General features: G+C 48.3%; 19 protein-coding genes. 7 read left to right on the top strand and 12 right to left on the bottom strand.

Going from position 1 to position 20,082, the window contains the following annotated elements; all coding sequences use genetic code 11:
• Positions 1 to 2: 2 nt before the first annotated feature.
• Both IE074_RS03085 and IE074_RS03080 read right to left on the bottom strand, forming a co-directional pair.
• Positions 3 to 797 carry an enoyl-CoA hydratase/isomerase family protein gene (locus IE074_RS03085; RefSeq protein WP_189383976.1) on the bottom strand — a complete coding sequence of 265 codons (795 nt, stop codon included), beginning with the start codon at positions 795 to 797 and terminating at the stop codon, positions 3 to 5.
• Between the two features lie 9 nt (positions 798 to 806).
• The gene (locus IE074_RS03080) at positions 807 to 1,793 is read right to left on the bottom strand and encodes a Bug family tripartite tricarboxylate transporter substrate binding protein (protein WP_189383975.1); all 987 of its coding nucleotides are present in this window, start codon (positions 1,791 to 1,793) and stop codon (positions 807 to 809) included.
• A 106-nt stretch (positions 1,794 to 1,899) separates the two neighbouring features.
• Between IE074_RS03080 and IE074_RS03075 the strand changes: the two genes are divergently transcribed.
• Positions 1,900 to 2,697: an IclR family transcriptional regulator gene (locus tag IE074_RS03075; RefSeq protein ID WP_189383974.1), complete on the top strand. Its 798-nt coding sequence runs from the start codon at positions 1,900 to 1,902 to the stop codon at positions 2,695 to 2,697.
• A 36-nt stretch (positions 2,698 to 2,733) separates the two neighbouring features.
• Here IE074_RS03075 and IE074_RS03070 read toward each other — a convergent pair whose 3' ends face one another.
• The 4 genes from IE074_RS03070 to IE074_RS03055 are packed head-to-tail and all read right to left on the bottom strand — an operon-like array spanning position 2,734 to position 6,951.
• Entirely contained in the window at positions 2,734 to 3,147 is a 414-nt protein-coding gene (locus tag IE074_RS03070) for a Zn-ribbon domain-containing OB-fold protein (RefSeq protein ID WP_189383973.1), read from the bottom strand.
• Between the two features lie 2 nt (positions 3,148 to 3,149).
• Positions 3,150 to 4,319 carry a thiolase family protein gene (locus IE074_RS03065; protein WP_189383972.1) on the bottom strand — a complete coding sequence of 390 codons (1,170 nt, stop codon included), beginning with the start codon at positions 4,317 to 4,319 and terminating at the stop codon, positions 3,150 to 3,152.
• Between the two features lie 24 nt (positions 4,320 to 4,343).
• Positions 4,344 to 5,321 carry a Bug family tripartite tricarboxylate transporter substrate binding protein gene (locus tag IE074_RS03060; protein ID WP_189383971.1) on the bottom strand — a complete coding sequence of 326 codons (978 nt, stop codon included), beginning with the start codon at positions 5,319 to 5,321 and terminating at the stop codon, positions 4,344 to 4,346.
• A gap of 58 nt (positions 5,322 to 5,379) precedes the next feature.
• Complete coding sequence (locus IE074_RS03055; RefSeq protein ID WP_189383970.1) at positions 5,380 to 6,951, bottom strand: AMP-binding protein; 1,572 nt, start codon at positions 6,949 to 6,951, stop codon at positions 5,380 to 5,382.
• A 146-nt stretch (positions 6,952 to 7,097) separates the two neighbouring features.
• Between IE074_RS03055 and IE074_RS03050 the strand changes: the two genes are divergently transcribed.
• From IE074_RS03050 to chrA, 3 genes are all read left to right on the top strand, one after another.
• Positions 7,098 to 7,664: a TetR/AcrR family transcriptional regulator gene (locus tag IE074_RS03050; RefSeq protein ID WP_189383969.1), complete on the top strand. Its 567-nt coding sequence runs from the start codon at positions 7,098 to 7,100 to the stop codon at positions 7,662 to 7,664.
• A gap of 152 nt (positions 7,665 to 7,816) precedes the next feature.
• Positions 7,817 to 8,806 (top strand): Bug family tripartite tricarboxylate transporter substrate binding protein, encoded by a 990-nt coding sequence (locus IE074_RS03045; RefSeq protein WP_189383968.1) that lies wholly within the window; start codon positions 7,817 to 7,819, stop codon positions 8,804 to 8,806.
• Between the two features lie 172 nt (positions 8,807 to 8,978).
• Complete coding sequence (chrA, locus tag IE074_RS03040; protein ID WP_189383967.1) at positions 8,979 to 10,178, top strand: chromate efflux transporter; 1,200 nt, start codon at positions 8,979 to 8,981, stop codon at positions 10,176 to 10,178.
• A gap of 4 nt (positions 10,179 to 10,182) precedes the next feature.
• On the opposite strand, the gene IE074_RS03035 is transcribed toward chrA, so the two are convergent.
• Positions 10,183 to 11,121, bottom strand: coding sequence for a metallophosphoesterase (locus IE074_RS03035; protein WP_189383966.1), 939 nt, complete (start codon positions 11,119 to 11,121; stop codon positions 10,183 to 10,185).
• Positions 11,122 to 11,259: 138 nt separating this feature from the next.
• Positions 11,260 to 11,886, bottom strand: a complete 627-nt coding sequence (locus IE074_RS03030) for a 2OG-Fe(II) oxygenase (RefSeq protein ID WP_189383965.1) — start codon at positions 11,884 to 11,886, stop codon at positions 11,260 to 11,262.
• 195 nt (positions 11,887 to 12,081) lie between these two features.
• Between IE074_RS03030 and IE074_RS03025 the strand changes: the two genes are divergently transcribed.
• Positions 12,082 to 12,507 (top strand): hypothetical protein, encoded by a 426-nt coding sequence (locus IE074_RS03025; protein WP_189383964.1) that lies wholly within the window; start codon positions 12,082 to 12,084, stop codon positions 12,505 to 12,507.
• A gap of 35 nt (positions 12,508 to 12,542) precedes the next feature.
• Here IE074_RS03025 and IE074_RS03020 read toward each other — a convergent pair whose 3' ends face one another.
• The 4 genes from IE074_RS03020 to trxA all read right to left on the bottom strand — a co-directional run bounded on the left by IE074_RS03020 (position 12,543) and on the right by trxA (position 15,576).
• On the bottom strand, positions 12,543 to 13,325 hold the full coding sequence (locus IE074_RS03020) for a 5'-methylthioadenosine/adenosylhomocysteine nucleosidase (protein ID WP_189383963.1): 783 nt from the start codon (positions 13,323 to 13,325) through the stop codon (positions 12,543 to 12,545).
• Between the two features lie 168 nt (positions 13,326 to 13,493).
• Complete coding sequence (locus IE074_RS03015; protein WP_189383962.1) at positions 13,494 to 13,685, bottom strand: hypothetical protein; 192 nt, start codon at positions 13,683 to 13,685, stop codon at positions 13,494 to 13,496.
• 221 nt (positions 13,686 to 13,906) lie between these two features.
• Positions 13,907 to 15,163 carry a transcription termination factor Rho gene (gene rho, locus IE074_RS03010; protein WP_189383961.1) on the bottom strand — a complete coding sequence of 419 codons (1,257 nt, stop codon included), beginning with the start codon at positions 15,161 to 15,163 and terminating at the stop codon, positions 13,907 to 13,909.
• 86 nt (positions 15,164 to 15,249) lie between these two features.
• A complete protein-coding gene (trxA, locus tag IE074_RS03005; protein WP_189383960.1) occupies positions 15,250 to 15,576 on the bottom strand; it encodes a thioredoxin TrxA in 327 nt (108 codons plus the stop codon).
• Between the two features lie 209 nt (positions 15,577 to 15,785).
• On the opposite strand from trxA, the gene parE reads away from it, so the two are divergent.
• The gene (gene parE / locus IE074_RS03000; RefSeq protein ID WP_308429744.1) at positions 15,786 to 17,759 is read left to right on the top strand and encodes a DNA topoisomerase IV subunit B; all 1,974 of its coding nucleotides are present in this window, start codon (positions 15,786 to 15,788) and stop codon (positions 17,757 to 17,759) included.
• A complete protein-coding gene (gene parC, locus IE074_RS02995; RefSeq protein ID WP_189383958.1) occupies positions 17,759 to 20,065 on the top strand; it encodes a DNA topoisomerase IV subunit A in 2,307 nt (768 codons plus the stop codon). Before parE ends, parC begins: the two co-directional genes overlap by 1 nt.
• Positions 20,066 to 20,082: the final 17 nt, after the last annotated feature.

The raw sequence follows: 20,082 nt of genomic DNA, 5'->3' as shown, positions 1-20,082 counted from the left end.
TCTTACCAGCCCTTGAAATTGGGTTTGCGCTTTTCATTGAAGGCCAGAATGCCTTCCTTGCGATCCTGGCTGTGAACCATGCGTTGATACGCTTCAAGTTCAAACATCATGCCGGAGTTCAGATCCATTTGTAAGCCGTAGTGGATGGAGTGTTTTGCCTGCCTGATTGAAAGCGGGGCATTGGCGGCAATTTTTTGTGCGGCTTCAAGTGTTTTATCAAGGACCTCGCCCGGTTCGAAAACACGGTTGACGACTCCCCATTCGTAAGCCTCATCGGCACTGAAAGGGCTTGCGGTTAGAATGATTTCCTTTGCACGACGTTCGCCAACGGCCCTTGGCAAGGTTTGTGTACCGCCTCCGCCGGGCATGATGCCCAGTGATACTTCTGTCAGGGCAAAGCGGGCGTTGCGCGATGCATAGGCAAAATCACACTGCAGCATCAATTCAAAACCGCCACCAAAAGCATGACCATTGACGGCTGCCAGAATGGGCAGTGGACAGTTGAGAATTGAGCGGAAGGTACGCTCAAAAAGCTCGTGCTGCAATACCCATTGTTCTTCAGTCAGGGTTTTACGTTCTTTTAAGTCTCCGCCTGCACAGAACGCCTTGTCACCGGCACCAGTGATAACAATGCAGCGATATTTGCGGTGTTCAAGCTCCAGGGGGTGAAATACATCATATAGCTCATGTCCGGCTTGGGTGTTGAAGGCATTGGAGACTTCTGGGCGGTTCAGGGTGACCAGCAAAGTCCCGGGAAACGGTTCTTCGACTTTTATGGTTTCGTAGGTTTTGTTCATGATTGATCCTTATTGATCGGGGCTGATACCCAGCATTTTTGCGGCTGATTTCCAGCGATTGAGATCCTCTTTTACAAATTTTTCAAATTTTTCAGGTGTTTCCGAACCAATCGCCTGTAATCCAGATGCATTGAAACGTTCAATGACGGGTTGGGATTTAAGCGCAACTTGCATTTTTTCGTGTAAGGCTTTGATGACTTCCGGTGGTGTGTTTGCCGGTGCAAAAGCACCCATCCAACCCTGGGAGGTAAAGTTCTTCAATCCCTCTACATTGGTTTCGGCGATGGAGGGGGTATTGGGCATTAAGGGTGAGCGTTGCGGGATGGTAACGGCCAGTCCTTTTGCTGCGCCGGCTTCAATTTGCCGGATAGCCGAAGCGTTGCCATCAAAAAGAATTTGTATCCGGCCACCAATCAGATCCTGAATAGCCTGGGTGCTGCCTTTATATGGAATTTCCTTGATGTCAATCTCTGCGGCTTCCTTGAAAAGTTCTGTGGTCAATTGGCTGATCGTACCGGCACCCAGTGAGCCATAGTTCAGTTTTCCCGGATTGGCTTTTGCATAATCAATAAGCTCTTGCATGGTATTGAAAGGGGCATCCTTGTTGACAAGGACGACCATGGGGCCTTGGGCAAGCAGGGAGATTGGCACCAGATCCTTCAGTGGATCATAAGGCAGTTTTTTGGTGACTGGAATAATGCTGATGGGAGACAGTGACGTAATGGTAATGGTGTAACCGTCGGGTTTGCTTCGGATGAGTTGTTCAACCCCAATCGTGCCGCCGGCACCACCTTTGTTTTCAATAATGAATGTTTGGCCAAAAGCCTGCTCAAGTTGCTGCGCCATGGTGCGGCCCACCAAATCGGCAGAGTTGCCGGGCGGGAAGGTCACAATCGTGCTGACCGGTTTTTCAGGGTAGGCGGCCATTGCCGTGCCTGTAAGGGAAATCATTCCAGCGATAACAAAATAGTTTTTTATCTGTTTGGGAAAATTCATGTGGGTCTCCTCAGTGTCGGTTTTGTAAGTGCAAGGTCTTGTTTTGTATTGTTTGAATGTATTATTATGCTAAAAAATGAACTAGTAAATATAAGGAATCCACAATATGGACTATAGTGATAATAAAAAAGAGGTGGGGGGCACGCAAAGTATTGGCCGTGCAACCGAAATCCTGCGCGTCATTGCCGCCTCGGACGGGATGGGGTTTGGACTGGGTGAAATAGCAGAAAGGTCTGGTATTGAAAGACCTACCGTTCATCGTATATTGCGCCGTTTAACGGCAGAGTCCATGCTGGTCCAGAATCCATTGACCCGCAATTACCATCTTGGCCCGCTTTTGTATGAACTTGGCCTTGCCGCCAGTTCATCGGTGCCTGCCCAGCAACTGTGTAAAGAAGCGCTGCAGGAATTGTCGGGTATTACCGGTGATAGTGCTTTCTTAACGGTTAGGAGTGGTCATGATGTGGTTTGTCTTGACCGCGCTGAAGGGCACTTTCCCATTCGTGTCTTGAACCTCGGTGTAGGACAGCGCCGTCCGTTGGGCTGCGGTGCCGGCAGTATTGCGTTGCTCAGCGCCATGAGCGATGAGCAAGTGGAAAAAATCCTTTTGAAAAACAAAGCTTTGCTGACCGCACGCGCAGAGCCGCCCATTAATGAATTCATGCAAATTGTTGGCCAGGCAAGAACGCAGGGGTATGCCACCAAGGATGCTCCCGATTTACCGGTTCGCTCATTATCAATGCCGGTCAGGGATGCTTATGGTAATGGCATTTGTGCCTTGAGTGTATCAACATTGACTGTTCGCGTAGAACAGAATCATGACAAAATGGTGGGGGCTTTGAGGCGGATTACAGAAGCGCTGGCCCTGAAAATCCGCGGTTCATTAATATTTAAAGATGTCTAGAGAAAAGACGTCTTTATGGGTTGTGAAAACTGCCCCTTATTCAATCAACCTGAAAACAGGCATTTTCCTGCCTTCTTTCATGCGTTGGAAGGCCACCGTTACGGGTGCGCCAATTTTTAACTGGTCAACCTCGGCATCAATAATATTGCTCATGATGATGGGGCCTTCATCCAGCTGAACATAAGCCAGCGTGTAAGGTGGGTCCGCTTTTTCAATATGGCTGAAGGCATAGAGCGTGCCCTGACCGCTTGCATTTAGCCAACCTGTATTGGCACTGCCGCACAAGGGACAAATCATGCGCGGATACCAATGGGTTTTGTCGCAATCGTGGCATATTTTCAGCAAGAGCTCATCTTTTTCCGCTGCTTCCCAAAACGGTCTGGTTTCGGGATAAGCATTGGCATAGGCATCGGAATGAAAGTCTGTGGTTTTATTATCCAGGTTATCCATGTTTATTCTCTTCCTAAAATCAGGGTGGCATGGGCATGGCCTTCGCCAACCACAAGGCCTGGGCCGGCAGCCAGTGCAATATCACAGTTTTTCACTTGTACGGCCGGGTGGGCTTCTTGGCGTAGCTGGCGAACCGCTTCAATGACTTTGGTAATGCCGCCGCGATTGGAGGGGTGATTGTTGCACAAGCCACCGCCATCGGTATTCCACGGCAGTTTGCCAGTGCCGGAAATTAAATTTCCTTCGGCTACAAATTGGCCTGCCTGGCCTTTTTTGCAGAAACCCAGGTCTTCAAGCTGCATAAGAACCATGATCGTAAAGTTGTCGTAAATAGAGGCGTATTTAATATCATTGGGGGTAACGCCTGCCTCGGAAAAAGCTTCAGGGCCGGTCTTGAGGGCGCCTGTTTCTGTTGGTGCAATATAGCCACCATGGCTGGTTTTAATGGTCTGGCTGGCCCCCATGACTTTTACCAGTGGGCGCTTAAGTGATTTGGCAATTTCAGGCGTGGTAACAATAAGTGCACCACCGCCGTCTGTAATGACGCAGCAGTCAAGCCGGTGCAAGGGGGGCGCAATAATGGGTGAGTTAATGACATCTTCAACCGTGACCACTTTTTTAAGCAGGGCATTTTCATTATATTGGGCATGGTGTGAGGCAGCGACCTTGATGGCGGCCAGTTGTTCAGCGGTGGTGCCGTACTCATGCATATGCCGTTGGGTAATCATGCCATAAATGCCGGTAATGGTGGGTTTGTAAGGTAAATCCCATGGTGTTTCCGGGCGTTCCGGTCCTAGTATACGGGTAGCGGTGCCAGTGGCTACACCCGTGCTTTTGGGTTTGCCCGCCAGTGTAATCAGGGCAACACGGCATTTGCCTGCGGCAATGGCCTGTGCCGCGCGTTCCACATGGGCAATATAAGAGCACCCTCCAATTTCCGTGCCGTCCAGCCAGCTCAGGTTAAGGTTAAGGTATTCTGCCATGGAAATCGGGCTTCCACCGGGAACGTCACCGGCACAAAAGTAGCCGTCTACATCCTTTAATTCCAACCCTGCATCCTGCAAGGCACCCAGCGCGCTTTCTGCGTGAAGCTGGGCAACCGATTTGTCGGGAGCAAACCGGGTAGGGTGCTCATAAGCGCCAACAATATAGGCCTTATTTTTAATAGTCATTACAAACTCCGGGTAAGTGGTTGTTTACATTTTTGGAATGTTGGCTGCGTGAATGACATTTCCCCATTTTTCATATTCATTTTTCACGAAAGTTGCCGTTTCTTCCGGTGTATAAATAACAGGAATGACCGATGCGGTATCCATTGTTTTACGCAATTCAGGGTTTTCCTGGGAAGTATTAATAAGTGCGTTAAGTTTTTGTGTGGTGGCAGGGGGTGTGTTTTTAGGTGCAAAGGCTGCCATCCAGCCCACTACCTCGAATCCGGGCACACCAGATTCTGCGATGGTGGGAACATTGGGTAATTCAGTGGTGCGTTTGGATGTTGTCACGGCCAGGGCTTTTACCTTGCCCGATTTTGTCTGGCTGACCGCAGCGCCGATATTGCTAAACATGAAATCAACGTGGCCGCCGATTAAGGCCGACATGGCTTCAGAAGGACCACCGAACGGGATATGCGTGTATTGAATGTCCTTGACCTCAATTTTGAGTAATTCAGCGGCAAGATGCGCAGAACTGCCAATGCTGCCCGATGCATAATTAAGTTCGTTTTTGCTGTTTCTGATGTAGTCAAGAAACTCCTCAAAGGTATTTGCCGGGAAATCCTGCTTCACAAGCAATACATTCCCGTTCAGGCCAAACATGGCAATCGGCTGAAAATCCTCAAGCGGATTATAAGGTGCCTTTTGCATCATTTGGGGTGTAATGGCATGGGTAACATTGGTGCCAAGCAATAAGGAATAGCCATCGGGTGTGGATTTGGCAACATGGTTGGCGCCAATGGTAGCGCCGGCACCCGGGCGGTTTTCGACAATAACAGGTTGTTTTAGCGCGTCAGACAGTTGTTTGGCAAACGTGCGGGCGGTCAGGTCAGTAACACCACCCGCTGCAAATGGAACCGTTAAGTGGATCGATTTGCTGGGGTATTCGGATGCCGCAAATGCTGTGGTACTTAATACGCCCATGGATAGGCAAGCTGTTAATAAGATTTTTTTCAATATCATTGATGTCTCCTTGTGTTATGCAGGTCGGGTGACTGTCTGCGTTTTTTTCTTGATAGGCCTAGCTGACCTGTCTGTCCTGTTGCTGCCAGAATTTGCTGCGAATGGTTTTTTTATCGATTTTCCCTAGTGAGGTTAAGGGAAGCTCTTCTTCAAAGAAAATTTTTTTAGGGGTGTTTACCGGTCCTTTTTCTTTAAGTACAAAATCAATCAGTTCTTTTTTACTTGGCTTTATGCCTGGTTTTAGAACAACAATGGCAGTGACTTCCTCTCCCCATTTTTCGTGTGGCACGCCAATGACGGCTGACATGGCAATGGCAGGGTGTGTAGCAAGGCAATTTTCAATTTCACTGGGGTAAACATTAAAACCACCTGAAATAATCATGTCTTTGGCCCGGTCAACGATGTACAGGAAGCCTTGTTCGTCTTGCCTGGCCATGTCTCCGGTATGCAACCATTGACCGGAAAAGACCTTTTCATTTTCTTCTGGGCGATTCAGATAGCCTTCCATGACAAGCGGACCGCGGACACAAATTTCACCAATTTCACCTGTTGGGACCTCATTCAATTCCGTATCCAGCAATTTGACCGTATTGCCAGGAATAATACGGCCACAGGAACGAAGCAAATGGGGGCGTGCTGGGTCATGATCTTCTTTGCACAAGTAGCTGATCATCATGGGTGCTTCAGCCTGGCCATAAAGTTGCCCAAAAACAGGGCCAATTTTCTGTAAAGCCTCAAGCAGACGGGAGGGTGCCATGGGAGAAGCACCATATAAGATGTATTCAAGGCTGGACAACTTGGCCTGATCCAGTAGTGGGGAATCAAGTAATGTATAAATTTGGGTTGGTACCATAAAGCTTGTATTGATCTGGTGCTGCTCCACATACTGAATGAAGCTGTCCGCAGCGTATTTATCCTGCAAGTGCATGGTGCCACCACGCAGGAAAATAGGCAGTACGAAAGAGCCGGCGGCATGCGAAATGGGCGTGGTTGCCAAAAAGCGTATGTTTTGTGGCCATTCATAGTAAGCGAGCTGGTAAGTGACCATGGTGATCGCCGTGCGGTGAGTTTGCAAAATGCCTTTTGAACGACCGGTTGTCCCACCTGAATATGAAATTTTTGTGAAGTCATCAGGCTGGGATTCAATACTGATTGGTTCGGTGCTCATGGTTAAAGCCTGTTGCAATAAACCGGCATCTATTGAAGATGGTGCCAGGGTCAGTACTTGTTCAACCGTGTTTTGTTGATACAGGGCTTGCACGCGTTCAGGAAATTTAATTCCGTCGGCAATCAGCATGCGCGCTTGGGCGTCTTGTAAAACAAAACAATGATCGCTTTCCGATGCCATGGGGTGCAGGGAAATATACCGTAAACCCAGTAATTGCACGGCTATGAGTGTCACCAGGGAATCAATGTTGTTGCTTAAGAGCAAGGCAACCGTATCCTGGCGTTTCATGCCTTTAAGCTTTAGCAGACGGGCAACTTGAAAGGATTTGGCTGCCACTTCCCGGTAAGTGAGTTGTTGATGGGTGTCTACCAGGGCAGTACGGTCTGGGAAAGCCTTGAAGGCGGAAAGGAAAAGCGCGGGAACTGTGGTGGTGCTGTAAAGGGTTGGGTCTTTATGTTTCATGAATTGTCTCTGATTGTCATGGTACTAAATTGTTAATTATGGTACCGTTTGAACGATAATATTGATACTTTGGTGCCAAGTCAATAGGGAAAGTACCCAAAATATTCAGGCAGTTATAATGGGAATCTTTAAAGGGGAGGCAAACAATGGCACGACGGACTGAAGCAGCATTCATGCAGCAATTGACAGAGCTGCTCGTCACGGAAGGTATTTCCAAATTAACCATTGCCGATATCGCTGGCCGTTTGAAGTGCTCAAGAAGGCGAATTTATCAAATAGCCCCTGCTAAAGAAGAATTGTTTATTCATATTTGTCGTGAAGTTTTTAATTCACAGCTTGAGCATGGTTTTGCCAAGGCCAATAAAGAAAGTGAACCCACCAAGATCATCAAGGCATATTTGACGGCAACGTTGAATACCTCGGGTATCAGCAAAGCGTGCCTGATTGATCTGGAGGCAACGGAGCAGGGCAGAAAATTGTTTGATGACTACCAATTGGCGCGGGTCAGAGGGTTGGAAGGCATTATTGAAGAAGGGATCAAACAACAGGTGTTTGCCTCACAACATCCAAGACTGGTATCGGAAGCGATTCTGGGCGCCGCCCATCGCCTGAGGAATCCGGTTTTTCTTGAGGAAACCGGCATGCGCATAGGGGATGCGTTTGATCAATTCTATCGATTAGTACTTGAAGGTTTGCTGAAAAGAAACGATTAAGCGTTGAAATAAAATGCTTTTTTCCAATATACTTTTATTTTATGGAACCCTCCTTTCCAAATTGCTGAACGAGGACATTCACCAATATTTTTAAGTTGGGTTACAGGGTACGCTTCGGCGATTACATTATTATTTGATGGTAGGAGATTGCCTTGAAGTTATTGAGTAAATTGACGGTTGTTTCTGCATTGATCCTAAGTCAGGGTCTGGTTTTGCAGGCTGCCCGTGCGCAAAAAAATGATTTTCCAAATAAATCAATAAACTTTATTGTGCCGTTCCCACCGGGTGGACCCACTGATGTTGCCGGACGTGTATTGGCTGATGCCTTGGGGAAAAAACTGAATCAGACAGTCGTCGTCGAGAATAAATCAGGGGCATCGGGCTCGATTGGTATTAACCAATTAATCAGAAGTAAACCAGACGGCTATACGGTGGCCGGTTTGGCAGCGCCCAGCCTGACGGCACCTTTCATATTGTCACAAGCACCTTATGATCTGGAAAAAGATATCAAGTCGGTGGGCACAGCGTATATTACACCATTGGTCATTGTGGTCAACGCCAAGAAACATCCGGAAATTACCGATATGAAATCATTGGCGCAGGTCGCCAAAAGCAATAAAGATGGCATCAACTATACTTCAGCGGCAATTGGCAGCACCGCCAATCTTGCCATGGAACTGATTAAAAAAGATTTGGGCATCAAAATGACGCACATCCCTTATCGGGGTAGTGCACCAGCGGTAACCGCTGTACTGGCAGGCGATGTATCTGTGATGTACTCTGATTTGGTCGCAGTGCTTACCCAGATCAAGGCGGGTAATTTACGTCCGATTGCAGTCAATACCGATGTGCGACTTGAAGAATTGCCAGATGTACCAACACTGAAAGAGCAGGATATTCAGGCAAGCAAAGCGGTGTCATGGTCTGGTTTGGTAGTTCCCAAAGATACACCAGACACTACGGTAAAAATCCTGTCCGATGCCCTGGCAAGCGTTGTTAATGACCCGGACACTCAGACTCGGCTCAAAGCGGTGGGAGCTTATCCTTATTACACTGATTCGGCAACCATGCAGGAAACCATTGCCAGGGATTCTGCTATTTGGTCTGCGGTGATTGAAGAAAATAATTTAAGGCAGAATTAATTGTTCCAGAGGGCCAGGCAAGAACAGGTTTCTTTGCGTTTTGCACCAGTGGTGTTTCCCGTCAGGTGGATTTTTGGGACATAAAGCCCGTTTACATTGGTAGCATCAGCATCACTTGTCATATATTTCCATTAGTATGTTGGGCTATAGAAAATATTGTAAAAAGGATCACATGTCGCAAGTGTCTGTACCCGACCGTAGCCCATGGGCGGTATTTCTTGTTTTTTTGAAACTGGGCCTCACTTCATTTGGTGGTCCGGTCGCTCATTTGGGGTATTTTCGTGAAGAGTTTGTCGTAAAGCGTCGTTGGTTAAGTGATCGGACATACGCAGACCTGGTTTCTTTGTGCCAGTTTTTGCCTGGGCCAGCCAGTAGCCAGGTTGGAATGGCATTGGGTTTGTCCCGGGCCGGGTATGCCGGTGCATTCGCGGCCTGGGCCGGTTTTACATTGCCATCGGCGATTGCCCTGATTCTGTTTGCGCTGGGTATTGCCAGTTATGGAGAAGCTATTGACCATGGACTGCTACAAGGGTTGAAGGTGGTTGCGGTAGCTGTAGTGGCCCAGGCTGTCTGGGGCATGGCGCGCAATCTTTGCCCTGACGCCCTGCGCGTTACGCTCATGATGATAGCGGCTTGCTTTGTATTGCTGGTGCCGTCGGTGTGGATCCAGGTGGCCGTAATGGCGGCTGCTGGGGTGGCTGGGTTATTTTTATTCAAGCCTGAAAAGGTCGAAGCGCATGAAGCGTTTCCTGTCATGGCGGTAACTAAAAGGGCTGGCACAGTGTGGCTGGCGCTTTTTGCGGGTCTGTTGCTTGTGTTACCATTTTTGGTGAATGTATTTCCTGGACAGGCCATGGCGATGTTTGATGCCTTTTATCGTGCCGGGTCGTTGGTTTTTGGTGGCGGGCATGTAGTCTTGCCACTGTTGCAGACAGAAGTGGTGCCTTCCGGTTGGGTTGGTAATGAGGCCTTTCTGGCCGGTTATGGGGTCACACAGGCAGTGCCTGGTCCCTTGTTTACCTTTGCGGCCTTTTTAGGAGCCGCCATGAATCAGGCGCCTACTGGTTGGCTGGGCGGAATGCTTTGTTTAATCGCCATTTTTCTGCCTTCTTTTCTGCTGCTAGCCGGTGCTTTGCCATTTTGGGAGCAATTGCGACGCAATGCGGGTATGAAGTCCGCCCTGATGGGGATTAATGCCGCCGTTGTGGGGTTATTGCTGGCGGCGTTATATCAGCCTATCTGGACCAGTGCCATTCTTGCACCCCAGGATTTTTGTCTGGCCCTGCTTGGTTTTATTGCACTGGTATTCTGGAAGCTGCCACCCTGGCTGGTGGTGGCTGGCAGTGGGTTGTTGGGTTGGGTTTTGGGGTAAATGCTCAGCTGACCCAAACAAATCGGTCTCGCAGTAATTCGGTTTCTCCCTGCCACTGATAGGCGCAAAGTTTTCCCTTGGTCACCGATTTTGTGTTTCTGGCGGCAATACTATAGTCAAGACAGGCAATATAAGGCGTGAGCGGTTCAGGTTCTCCGGTCATCCAGTAATGACCGACAAACAGGGGCTTATCACTTTGGTAACCCGGCACAATGTCATCAGGGACGGGAATGTGAGGAATTTGCTCGATGGCGCCGGGAGGGACCATGGCCAGGTCACGATAGGTCAATCCATTAAGCTCCCACCATTGGGCACGGATTTCATTGCGAAAATTGCCGTCTTTGTCATCAAAACCGTATCCTGAAGGCAGTTCAATGTTCAGTCCTTTCAGAACCGTTTCCAGTGCTTCGAAAGTTTCTGTTCCCTTTGCACTAAGGATTGGCCAAGCCTGTGGCTGTATGCGGTTTTGGGTATCCAGAAAGGGTGCCAGTATTTTCAATGAGGGTAAGTGCCAGCAGGCATGAATAACCCTGAAGCCCGGAAATTCCAGGAATAGGGGCAGCGTCGCAAACCAGTCGGTGATTTCCTGGTGCAGGGTGGAGCCTTCAATAACCTGTTCTAAAAAAATCTGATGTTGTCGTAAATATCTTTCGGTATGGGGGCGAAGAAACTCACCTGGTTTATCGTGGTTGGGCATTGTCCAGGCAACGGCGTTAAACTCATGGTTGCCCATGACCGCCAGCGCAGCATTGTTTTCCACCATGGCTTTGGCTATCAGGACAGCTTCCACTTGTTCGGGGCCCCGGTCGATAAAATCACCCAAAAAAATAACTTTACGTTCGGGATGTTGCCAAAACCCGTTTTTTTCAGTGTAGTCCAGCTTTGCAAGCAGCTGTTTCAGGGGTAGTGCATGGCCGTGAATGTCACCAATCAAATCATACATGTTAAGGTTTTTTTAAAAGTGTTTTTATGTGTTTTTTGTAGGGTCTGATTATATTTTTTATTTTTTGCATGAATAAGAATTTGCAGGAAGATTTTCAAATTTTAATGAATAAATAGTGCGAAATATAGGTAATCATTGTTATGCTGCCATGTCATACAGTCTTTCATCATCCCTGAACCAGCCGGTTATGCTCCAGCGGGGTTTTTGGCAGGGCAGGACTTCGTGCTCAATCAGATCACTTCTGAAAATGACCGTTCTGCCGGCAATAGGCAGTATACGTTGAATTTCTTGCAGGGGACTTTCAGGATCATACAGGACCAGCTCTCCACCGTCCGCTTCGCTCCAGTCCGGGTTCAGGTAGCTGACCAATGTAATTTTTCGGAATGCGGTATTTTTGTGTTGGTCCAGATGGCGGGCATAGCCAGTGCCCGAGGCATAGCGGGCATAGTGCAATTCCATTTGTTTAAGACCCAGAAAAAAATACCGGTTTAATGCCTGTAGCATTAAACCGGTTAATTGAAATATTTCCTGGCTGGCTGGATATTGGCTTTCTGGTTCAAGCCAAAGGATAGAATCGCCACGAATGGAAGTTACCCGTGCCAGTTGCTGTTCGCGTCCGATACGGGCATCATGGAACTGGCCTTGTTCCCAACGTTGCTGCCCCTCTTCAAATAGACGGTGTGTCAGGGTAACCGGGATTAGTCCGTCACAAATAGCCCAGCCCCGGGTTTCCAGTGCTGATAAAATGTCATTTATTGCATTCATGATGAAGCTTCTATACTAATAATAAGATCGACTCGAATCGCAATCTCCAAAGGTGTTTTTGCTTAAGTAATATTACAGTTGTTTTCCAGTATTTAACACTGGGGAAAAATGAATAAAGATAAATCCGGGAAGTGATTTTATATGGACCGGAACAGGCTGTACAGAATTTTTTTACATAAAAAGGAAATACTGGAAATGAATGCAAAGAAATGGCTTGCCATACTCTTGCTATGGCCATGTATGGGTAGCGCGCAACAGGTGTCGGAAAAAACCAAAGAGATGGTTTTTGTTGCCGCATTTGATTATTATTTTTTGCATGAATTTTGCGCTACCTCTGACCCAATGCTTTCAGCAGACAGTCTTGAACAAAAAATGCAGGAAGATGTCCGGCAGGTTTTACAGCTGAATAAACAAAAAGCTGACATTTTCGTGGACGATTTCATTAGCAGTTATAATGAGTTTGTTTCAGATAATGATGAATATGGCCAGGCAATTTCCTATCGGGTTGAGCAGTTCAATGCGATTAACAATGCGGCTAAACAGGATAGTTGCCGTTCCATGAAACAAGACAGAAGCAGGCAGTTTCAGGAGGCGCTTAAGCAACTGAAGTCAGAGTTGTAGACTTTTGTACAGCCTATGGAAATATTTGAATGACGCTACAAAGACGAGAGTCCCAGGGGGGCGGTATTGTTTAAGAAGCGCTTCAAAATGCCCGCTGAATAAAACCTGGCAACCTGTTCCAGGAAAGCATTGAAATCAATGTGTGCTGAGCCATCGGCCTGGTCGGATATAATGCGTGCGATGGCAAAGGGTATTTCATATTCATAACATACCTGGGCAACCGATGCCCCTTCCATTTCCACGCATAAGGCAGCGGGTAAGTCCTGTTGCAATTGCATGGAATGGGTGGCATCACTAACAAAACAATCGCCGCTAATGATAATTCCGGTATGGCATTGTGGCTGACGAAGTCTGAACGCTTCCCGTGAAGCGGCATTAACATCTATGGCCAGGTCTTGAGAAATGTAATCCTGTGCACATTGTTGCAGCTGTGCTGAAAGGATGGTGTCCGTATCAAAATGGCTGAGGCCCAGTAAAGGAACCTCAAAGCGGGGAAAAAGCGGGCTTGCATTAATGTCATATTGCAGTAGTTGAGTGGCCACCACTACATCCCCCACCTTGACCTGTTTATTGATGCTGCCGGCAACTCCGGTAAAAAGTATTGCGCTTACCTTGAATTCCCGTATAAGCGTTACCGTGGTCGCTGCAGCGGCAACTTTGCCAATACGGGAGAGTACAACTACACAGGAGCGTCCCATGAGTGTGCCCTCGTGGTAGTCACGCTGGCCAATTCGATAGACTTTTACATTTGGTCCCATGGCCTGTAAAAGGCTGGCAATTTCCTGGTGCAAGGCGGCAATAATTCCGAGAACAGACATGTCTTGATGGGGGATGTGAACAATCTGATATTGTAAGGCCAGGCAGGCATTAAAGCTTGGAAACCACTGGTTTGTGCAAAGAAGACCGCTTAAAAATTCGTGTGGTTTTATGCGGTTCAATTCAATTGAATTGGCCTGACGGTAAATCAGGCCAATTGGCTATCACGACTAGCCAATTCCCTTTTCGTGTTTGGGAACCCATTTGCCGTTGGCGTCTTTCACGACTTCAATCAGCCCTTCCATGGGGTTGGTAAGCGAGCCCTCCCACATGGGCTTGGTTGCAATCCAGTGTTGAAGTGAATGAACTTCACCAGTATCCGGATCCATCAACATTAGTTTTTGCTCTTTTTCCTTTTCCATCTTTATCTCCTTGAGTGGTTCGATACGAAAATTACCGAAAAGTTATCTGAGCCAGGATAAATTATTGTTATTATTGCTAATTCTTACATTAAGCATAACGTATTGTTTATCACAATACAAATATCTGATTTATGCCTGTTGCTGCAACAGGGTCAAGATAGGCATCGGCTATAAAAAAACCTGTTAAAAAACAGGCTTTTTTATTTGCTTGTAGAAACGGGTTACTTTTTCATCATGTCGAAAAACTGGTCATTGTTTTTTGTTGAGCGGATTTTATCCATAATGAACTCCATGGATTCAACTTCATCCATTTCATGAATAAATTTGCGCAGAACCCATACTTTTTGCAGAGTTTCGGGTTTCATGAGCAATTCTTCGCGACGAGTGCCTGTTTTGTTCAGGTTAATGGCAGGGTACAGGCGTTTTTCAGCCAGACGGCGCTCCAGGTGAACCTCGGAGTTACCAGTGCCTTTGAATTCTTCGTAAATCACTTCATCCATGCGGCTGCCGGTTTCAATGAGTGCAGTACCAATAATGGTAAGCGAACCGCCTTCTTCAAGGTTGCGCGCAGCGCCAAAGAAGCGTTTGGGGCGTTGCAGTGCGTTGGCATCTACACCACCGGTTAATACTTTGCCTGAGGCTGGTACAACCGTGTTGTAGGCGCGAGCCAGGCGGGTAATGGAGTCAAGTAAAATGACGACGTCTTTTTTCAACTCAACCAGGCGCTTGGCTTTTTCGATAACCATCTCGGCAACCTGTACGTGGCGGGTTGCGGGCTCGTCAAACGTAGAGGCAACCACTTCACCGCGAACGGTGCGTTGCATTTCGGTTACTTCTTCGGGGCGCTCATCAACCAGTAAAACAATTAAAACGGCATCCGGGTAGTTGGCCGATATGGAGTGCGCAATGTGTTGCATCATCACGGTTTTACCGGATTTGGGACTGGCGACAATTAAAGCGCGCTGGCCTTTGCCCATGGGAGCGAAAATATCCAGAATACGGCCGGTGTAGTTCTCTTCGCTTTTGATGTCACGCTCGAAAATCATCGGTTTGTTTGGATGCAGGGGCGTGAGGTTTTCAAACATGATGCGGTGTTTCATCAGCTCAGGCGCCACACCGTTAACTTTTTCAACCTTGACTAATGCAAAATAACGCTCTCCGTCTTTGGGAACGCGAACTTCACCTTCGATGGAATCACCAGTGTGCAGGTTGAAGCGGCGAATTTGCGAGGGGGAAATGTAAATGTCGTCGGTACTGGCCAGATAGGAAGTTTCTGGGGAACGCAGGAAGCCAAAACCGTCGGGAAGAACTTCCAGGACACCGTCACCGAAAATTTGCTCGCCTTGTTTTGCCCGTCTTTTCATGATGGCAAACATGAGTTCCTGCTTGCGAAAACGGTTTGCGTTGTCTATTTCCAGGGTAGCTGCCATTTCAAGCAGCTGCGACACATGCAGTGCCTTGAGTTCGTTAAGATGCATTATTTTTAATAAGAATAAATTAGAGAATGAGAAAATTGGCGGACTACGGATGAGCCCGCGCGACGAATAAAATACGTTGGGTGATTTTAGAGGGCGCTATCTATAAAGCTGGTAAGTTGTGCCTTGTTGACGGCACCCACTTTGGTGGCAACGGCTTCACCGTGCTTGAAAACCATTAGCGTGGGAATGCCACGAATGCCAAACTGTGCCGCCACTTCAGGGTGATCCTGCACGTCTACCTTGACCACTTGCAGGCGACCTTCGTATTCTTTGGCAATTTCTTCAAGTACAGGGGCAATGGCTTTACAGGGGCCACACCAAGGTGCCCAGTAATCAACCAGTACGGGTTTGTCAGACTTGAGAACATCAGCGTTAAAGCTGGATTCAGTCGCGTGTTTGATAGTATCGCTCATACGAATTAAATTTTATATTGGTGAAATTGGAATAGCCAAGTACACTGGCTCGGAAGATGGTTCGCTTGTTTCAGGAACACAATGTGTACTGTCATTGATGTAAGAATAACATTTATATCTAAAGATTGTATAAAAATGCCCGAATGGCACGACAAAATCACTAATCAGACTTTAAAATGTCTGTTTTTTTGCACAGTATAGAGACTAACGTGGCGATCAAAACAAGTTATGACGAGGCTTCCATCCGGGTTCTGAAAGGTCTGGAACCTGTTCGTGAGCGGCCTGGCATGTATACGCGGACTGAAAACCCGCTTCATATCATTCAGGAAGTCATTGATAATGCGGCCGATGAGGCGCTGGCCGGTTACGGAAAACATATTCAGGTAATTTTACATGCCGATCATAGTGTGACGGTAGAGGACGACGGGCGTGGTATTCCAATTGGTCTGCATCCCGAAGAAAAAGTGCCCGTGGTTGAAATTGTATTTACCCGCCTTCATGCAGGGGGTAAATTTGATAAAAAAGCCGGTGGCGCCTATGCGTTTTCAGGTGGTTTGCACGGTGTGGGGGTGTCAGTCACCAATGCGCTGTCTCATCGGCTTGAGGTGCAAGTATGGCGCGATGGCAAAATAAATGAACTGGTTTTTGCCGATGGTGGCAATGTGCTTACGCCCTTGCATGTGGCAGCCGGTTCGGTACCACGTAAAAAAACCGGTACGCGAGTTCGTGTCTGGCCAGACAATAAGTATTTCGACTCTCCTGCCATTCCAGTGGCTGAACTGGCGCATTTGCTGCGCAGCAAGGCTGTACTGATGCCCGGCATCAAGGTGTCTTTAACCCTTGAGAAAACGGGTGAATCACGTGAATGGTATTATGAAGATGGCCTGCAGGGTTATTTGAAAGAAGCCCTGGCTGATACGGAATTATTGATCCCCATGTTTGCGGGTAAAGAATATGCCGGAAAAAGTCATGAAACCTTTGCGCTGGGGGAAGGGGCCGAATGGGTGGTTTGCTGGACAACCGAAGGCCCGGTGATTCGCGAGTCTTATGTTAACCTGATTCCCACTTCTGCAGGCGGCACCCATGAATCAGGCCTGCGTGAGGGGCTTTTCAACGCGTTAAAGAATTTTGCCGATTTACACAGCTTGTTGCCCAAGGGGGTCAAACTGTTGCCTGAAGACGTTTTTTCACGGGCCAGTTTTGTGTTGTCAGCCAAAGTTCTCGATCCCCAGTTTCAGGGGCAAATCAAAGAGCGGCTCAATAGCCGGGATGCCGTCAGGCTGGTGGGCGGTTTTTCCAAAAGCGCCCTGGAACTGTGGTTAAACAGTAATGTTGAATATGGAAAGAAACTGGCTGAACTGGCTATTCGCCAGGCGCAGGCCCGTACCCGTTCAAACCAGAAGATAGAAAAACGCAAAAGCTCGGGCGTTGCGGTTTTGCCAGGCAAACTGACTGATTGTGAATCGCACGACAATACCCGTACCGAGGTATTTCTGGTTGAAGGTGACTCGGCTGGTGGATCTGCCAAGATGGGCAGGGATAAAGAGTTCCAGGCGATCTTGCCATTGCGCGGCAAAGTGCTGAATGCCTGGGAAGTTGATCGTGACCGCCTGTTTGCCAATAATGAAATTCATGACATTTCGGTGGCGATTGGTGTAGACCCCCATGGCCCCAAGGATAGTCCCGATTTATCCGGTTTGCGTTACCGGCGTATCTGTATTCTTTCCGATGCGGACGTTGACGGTTCTCATATTCAGGTTTTACTGCTGACACTGTTTTACAGACATTTTCCCCGTTTGGTGGAAAACGGCTTTGTGTTTATTGCCAAACCGCCGCTGTTCAGGGTGGATGTGCCCGCCCAAGGCAAGCGCCCCGCAAGAAAAATTTACTGTCTTGATCAGGCCGAGCTGGATGCGGTTCAGGACAAGCTGGTGAATGCCGAAGGCGTCAAGTCCTCAGCCTTGTCAATCAGCCGCTTTAAAGGTTTGGGTGAAATGAGCCCCGAGCAGTTGTGGGAAACCACCATGAACCCGGATACCCGTCGTTTGCTGCCGGTGGGCTATGGTGAGTTAACGCCTGAGGATACCAACAAAATGTTTGAAATGCTAATGGGTAAAGGTGAGTCGTCGCAGCGACGTGCCTGGATCGAAGAAAAAGGCAATCTGGCCGAATTGGATTTGTAATGAGTGAATTGGATACGATATTGAATAACGAGCCCGGTGATGATGAAACCATCACGCTGGGACACTATGCTGAACAGGCCTATCTTGATTATGCGGTTTCAGTGGTAAAAGGCAGGGCTTTGCCCGATGTGGGCGATGGGCAAAAGCCCGTTCAGCGCCGTATTTTGTATGCAATGAACGAGATGGGTTTGCGTGCCGGTGCCAAGCCGGTTAAGTCGGCCCGTGTTGTGGGTGATGTGCTGGGCAAATACCATCCCCATGGAGACCAGGCAGCCTATGATGCACTGGTGCGTATGGCACAAAGTTTTTCCCTGCGTTATCCGTTGGTGGATGGGCAGGGTAACTTTGGTTCGCGCGATGGCGATGGTGCGGCCGCCATGCGTTATACCGAGGCAAGGCTTACGCCCATTGCGGCATTGTTGCTAGACGAGCTTGACGAAGGCACGGTGGACTTTACGCCCAACTATGATGGCAGCCAGCAGGAACCGCAAATGTTGCCTGCACGTTTGCCTGTCATGCTGCTTAACGGTGCCTCGGGAATTGCCGTGGGTATGGCCACTGAAATTCCATCGCATAATTTGCGTGAGGTGGCCCAGGCCTGCGTTACGTTGCTCAAGCAACCTAAAATCAGCAATGAAGAACTGCATGCGATTATTCCCGGACCAGACTTTTCGGGCGGGGCGCAGATCATTTCTTCTCGTGATGAAATCGCAGCGATATATGCCGGTGGCAAGGGTTCCCTGAAAGCGCGTGCCCGCTGGATTTTTGAGGAAATGGCGCGTGGCCAGTGGCAATTGGTGGTGACAGAATTGCCGCCCAATGCGTCCGGGCAAAAAGTCCTGGAAGAAATAGAGGAACTGACCAATCCAAAAGTCAAATCAGGCAAAAAGTCTTTAACAGCCGATCAGCAGAATAATAAGGCCAGCATGCTGGCCATGCTGGATGCCGTACGTGATGAATCGGGCAAGGATGCGGCGGTAAGACTGGTGTTCGAGCCCAAATCCTCTCGCATAGACCGTGATGAATTTGTTAATTTGCTGCTGGCCAATACCAGTATGGAGAGCAGTGTTCCCGTTAACCTGGTCTGTATTGGTATTGATGGTCGTCCGCGGCAACGTGATTTGCGAACCATTCTGGAGGAATGGCTGGTATTCAGGACACAAACCGTCACGCGTCGCAGCCGCCATCGTCTTGACAGGGTGCTGGACCGGATTCATGTGCTTGAAGGCCGGATGCTGGTGTACCTGAATATTGATGAGGTTGTTCAAACCATTCGTGATTCCGATGAGCCAAGAGCGGCTTTAATGACGCGCTTTAACCTGACCGAGCGCCAGGCGGAAGATATTCTTGAAATGCGGTTGCGCCAGCTGGCACGGCTTGAGGGCATTAAAATAGAGCAAGAGCTTGAGGACAAGCGCCAGGAACAGCTTAAATTGCAGGATTTGCTTGATAATCCCAGTGCCCTGAAACGATTGATTATCAAGGAAATTGAAGCGGATGCCAAGAAATATGGTGACGACCGTCGAACAGTGATTGAAGAGGCTGAACGGGCCATTATTGAAACGAAGGTGGTTGATGAGCCGGTAACGGTCATTGTTTCTGAAAAGGGCTGGCTGCGTTCCCGTCAGGGGCATGGTCATGATACCAATCAATTCAACTTCAAATCGGGCGACAAGCTGTATGCCACTTATGAATGCCGAAGTACTGACACGCTTATTGGAATTGGAGATAACGGTCGTGTGTACTCGGTGGCAGTGGGTGGTTTGCCTTCTGCGCGAGGCGATGGTCAGCCGATTACCTCTATGGTGGATCTTGAAAGCGGTACGCATATTATTCATATCATGGCAGGGCCGTCTGACAGCCGCTGGCTGTTGGCGCAAATCGGTGGTCTTGGTTTCAGTGCCCGGATTTCAGATATGAGCAGCCGGCAAAAAGCGGGCAAACAGTTCATTACGCTTGAAAAAGGTGATGTCCTGATGCGACCGGTTCCCCTCTTTGAGGATGCCAAATACCTGGCCATGCTATCAGTGGGTGGACGTTTTCTGGTTATTGAGTTAAGCGAAGTCAAGTCTTTGTCGGGGGGTGGACGGGGTACAATCCTGATGTCTCTGGATAACAATGACAAGCTTGATCAATTGATTCCCATCAGTGAGCAAGGGCTGACGATTTCAGGCATTTACCGGAACAGGCAGGTGGATGAAATCCTGGCTCTGGGTGATCTGCAGGAATATATAGGCAAACGTGCACGCAAGGGAAAACAGCTTGATGTGCGTATGAAGCAGGCGGTTCTTTTTCCGGTAATTTAACGGGAAGCAATTTTGCC

Origin of the sequence: Advenella faeciporci (genome assembly GCF_014652395.1) — a bacterium.
In the GTDB taxonomy this organism is placed as follows: Bacteria; Pseudomonadota; Gammaproteobacteria; order Burkholderiales; family Burkholderiaceae_B; genus Advenella; species Advenella faeciporci.
Note: the sequence above shows the minus strand (reverse complement) of the source record. Positions and strands in the feature narration are given on the sequence as shown.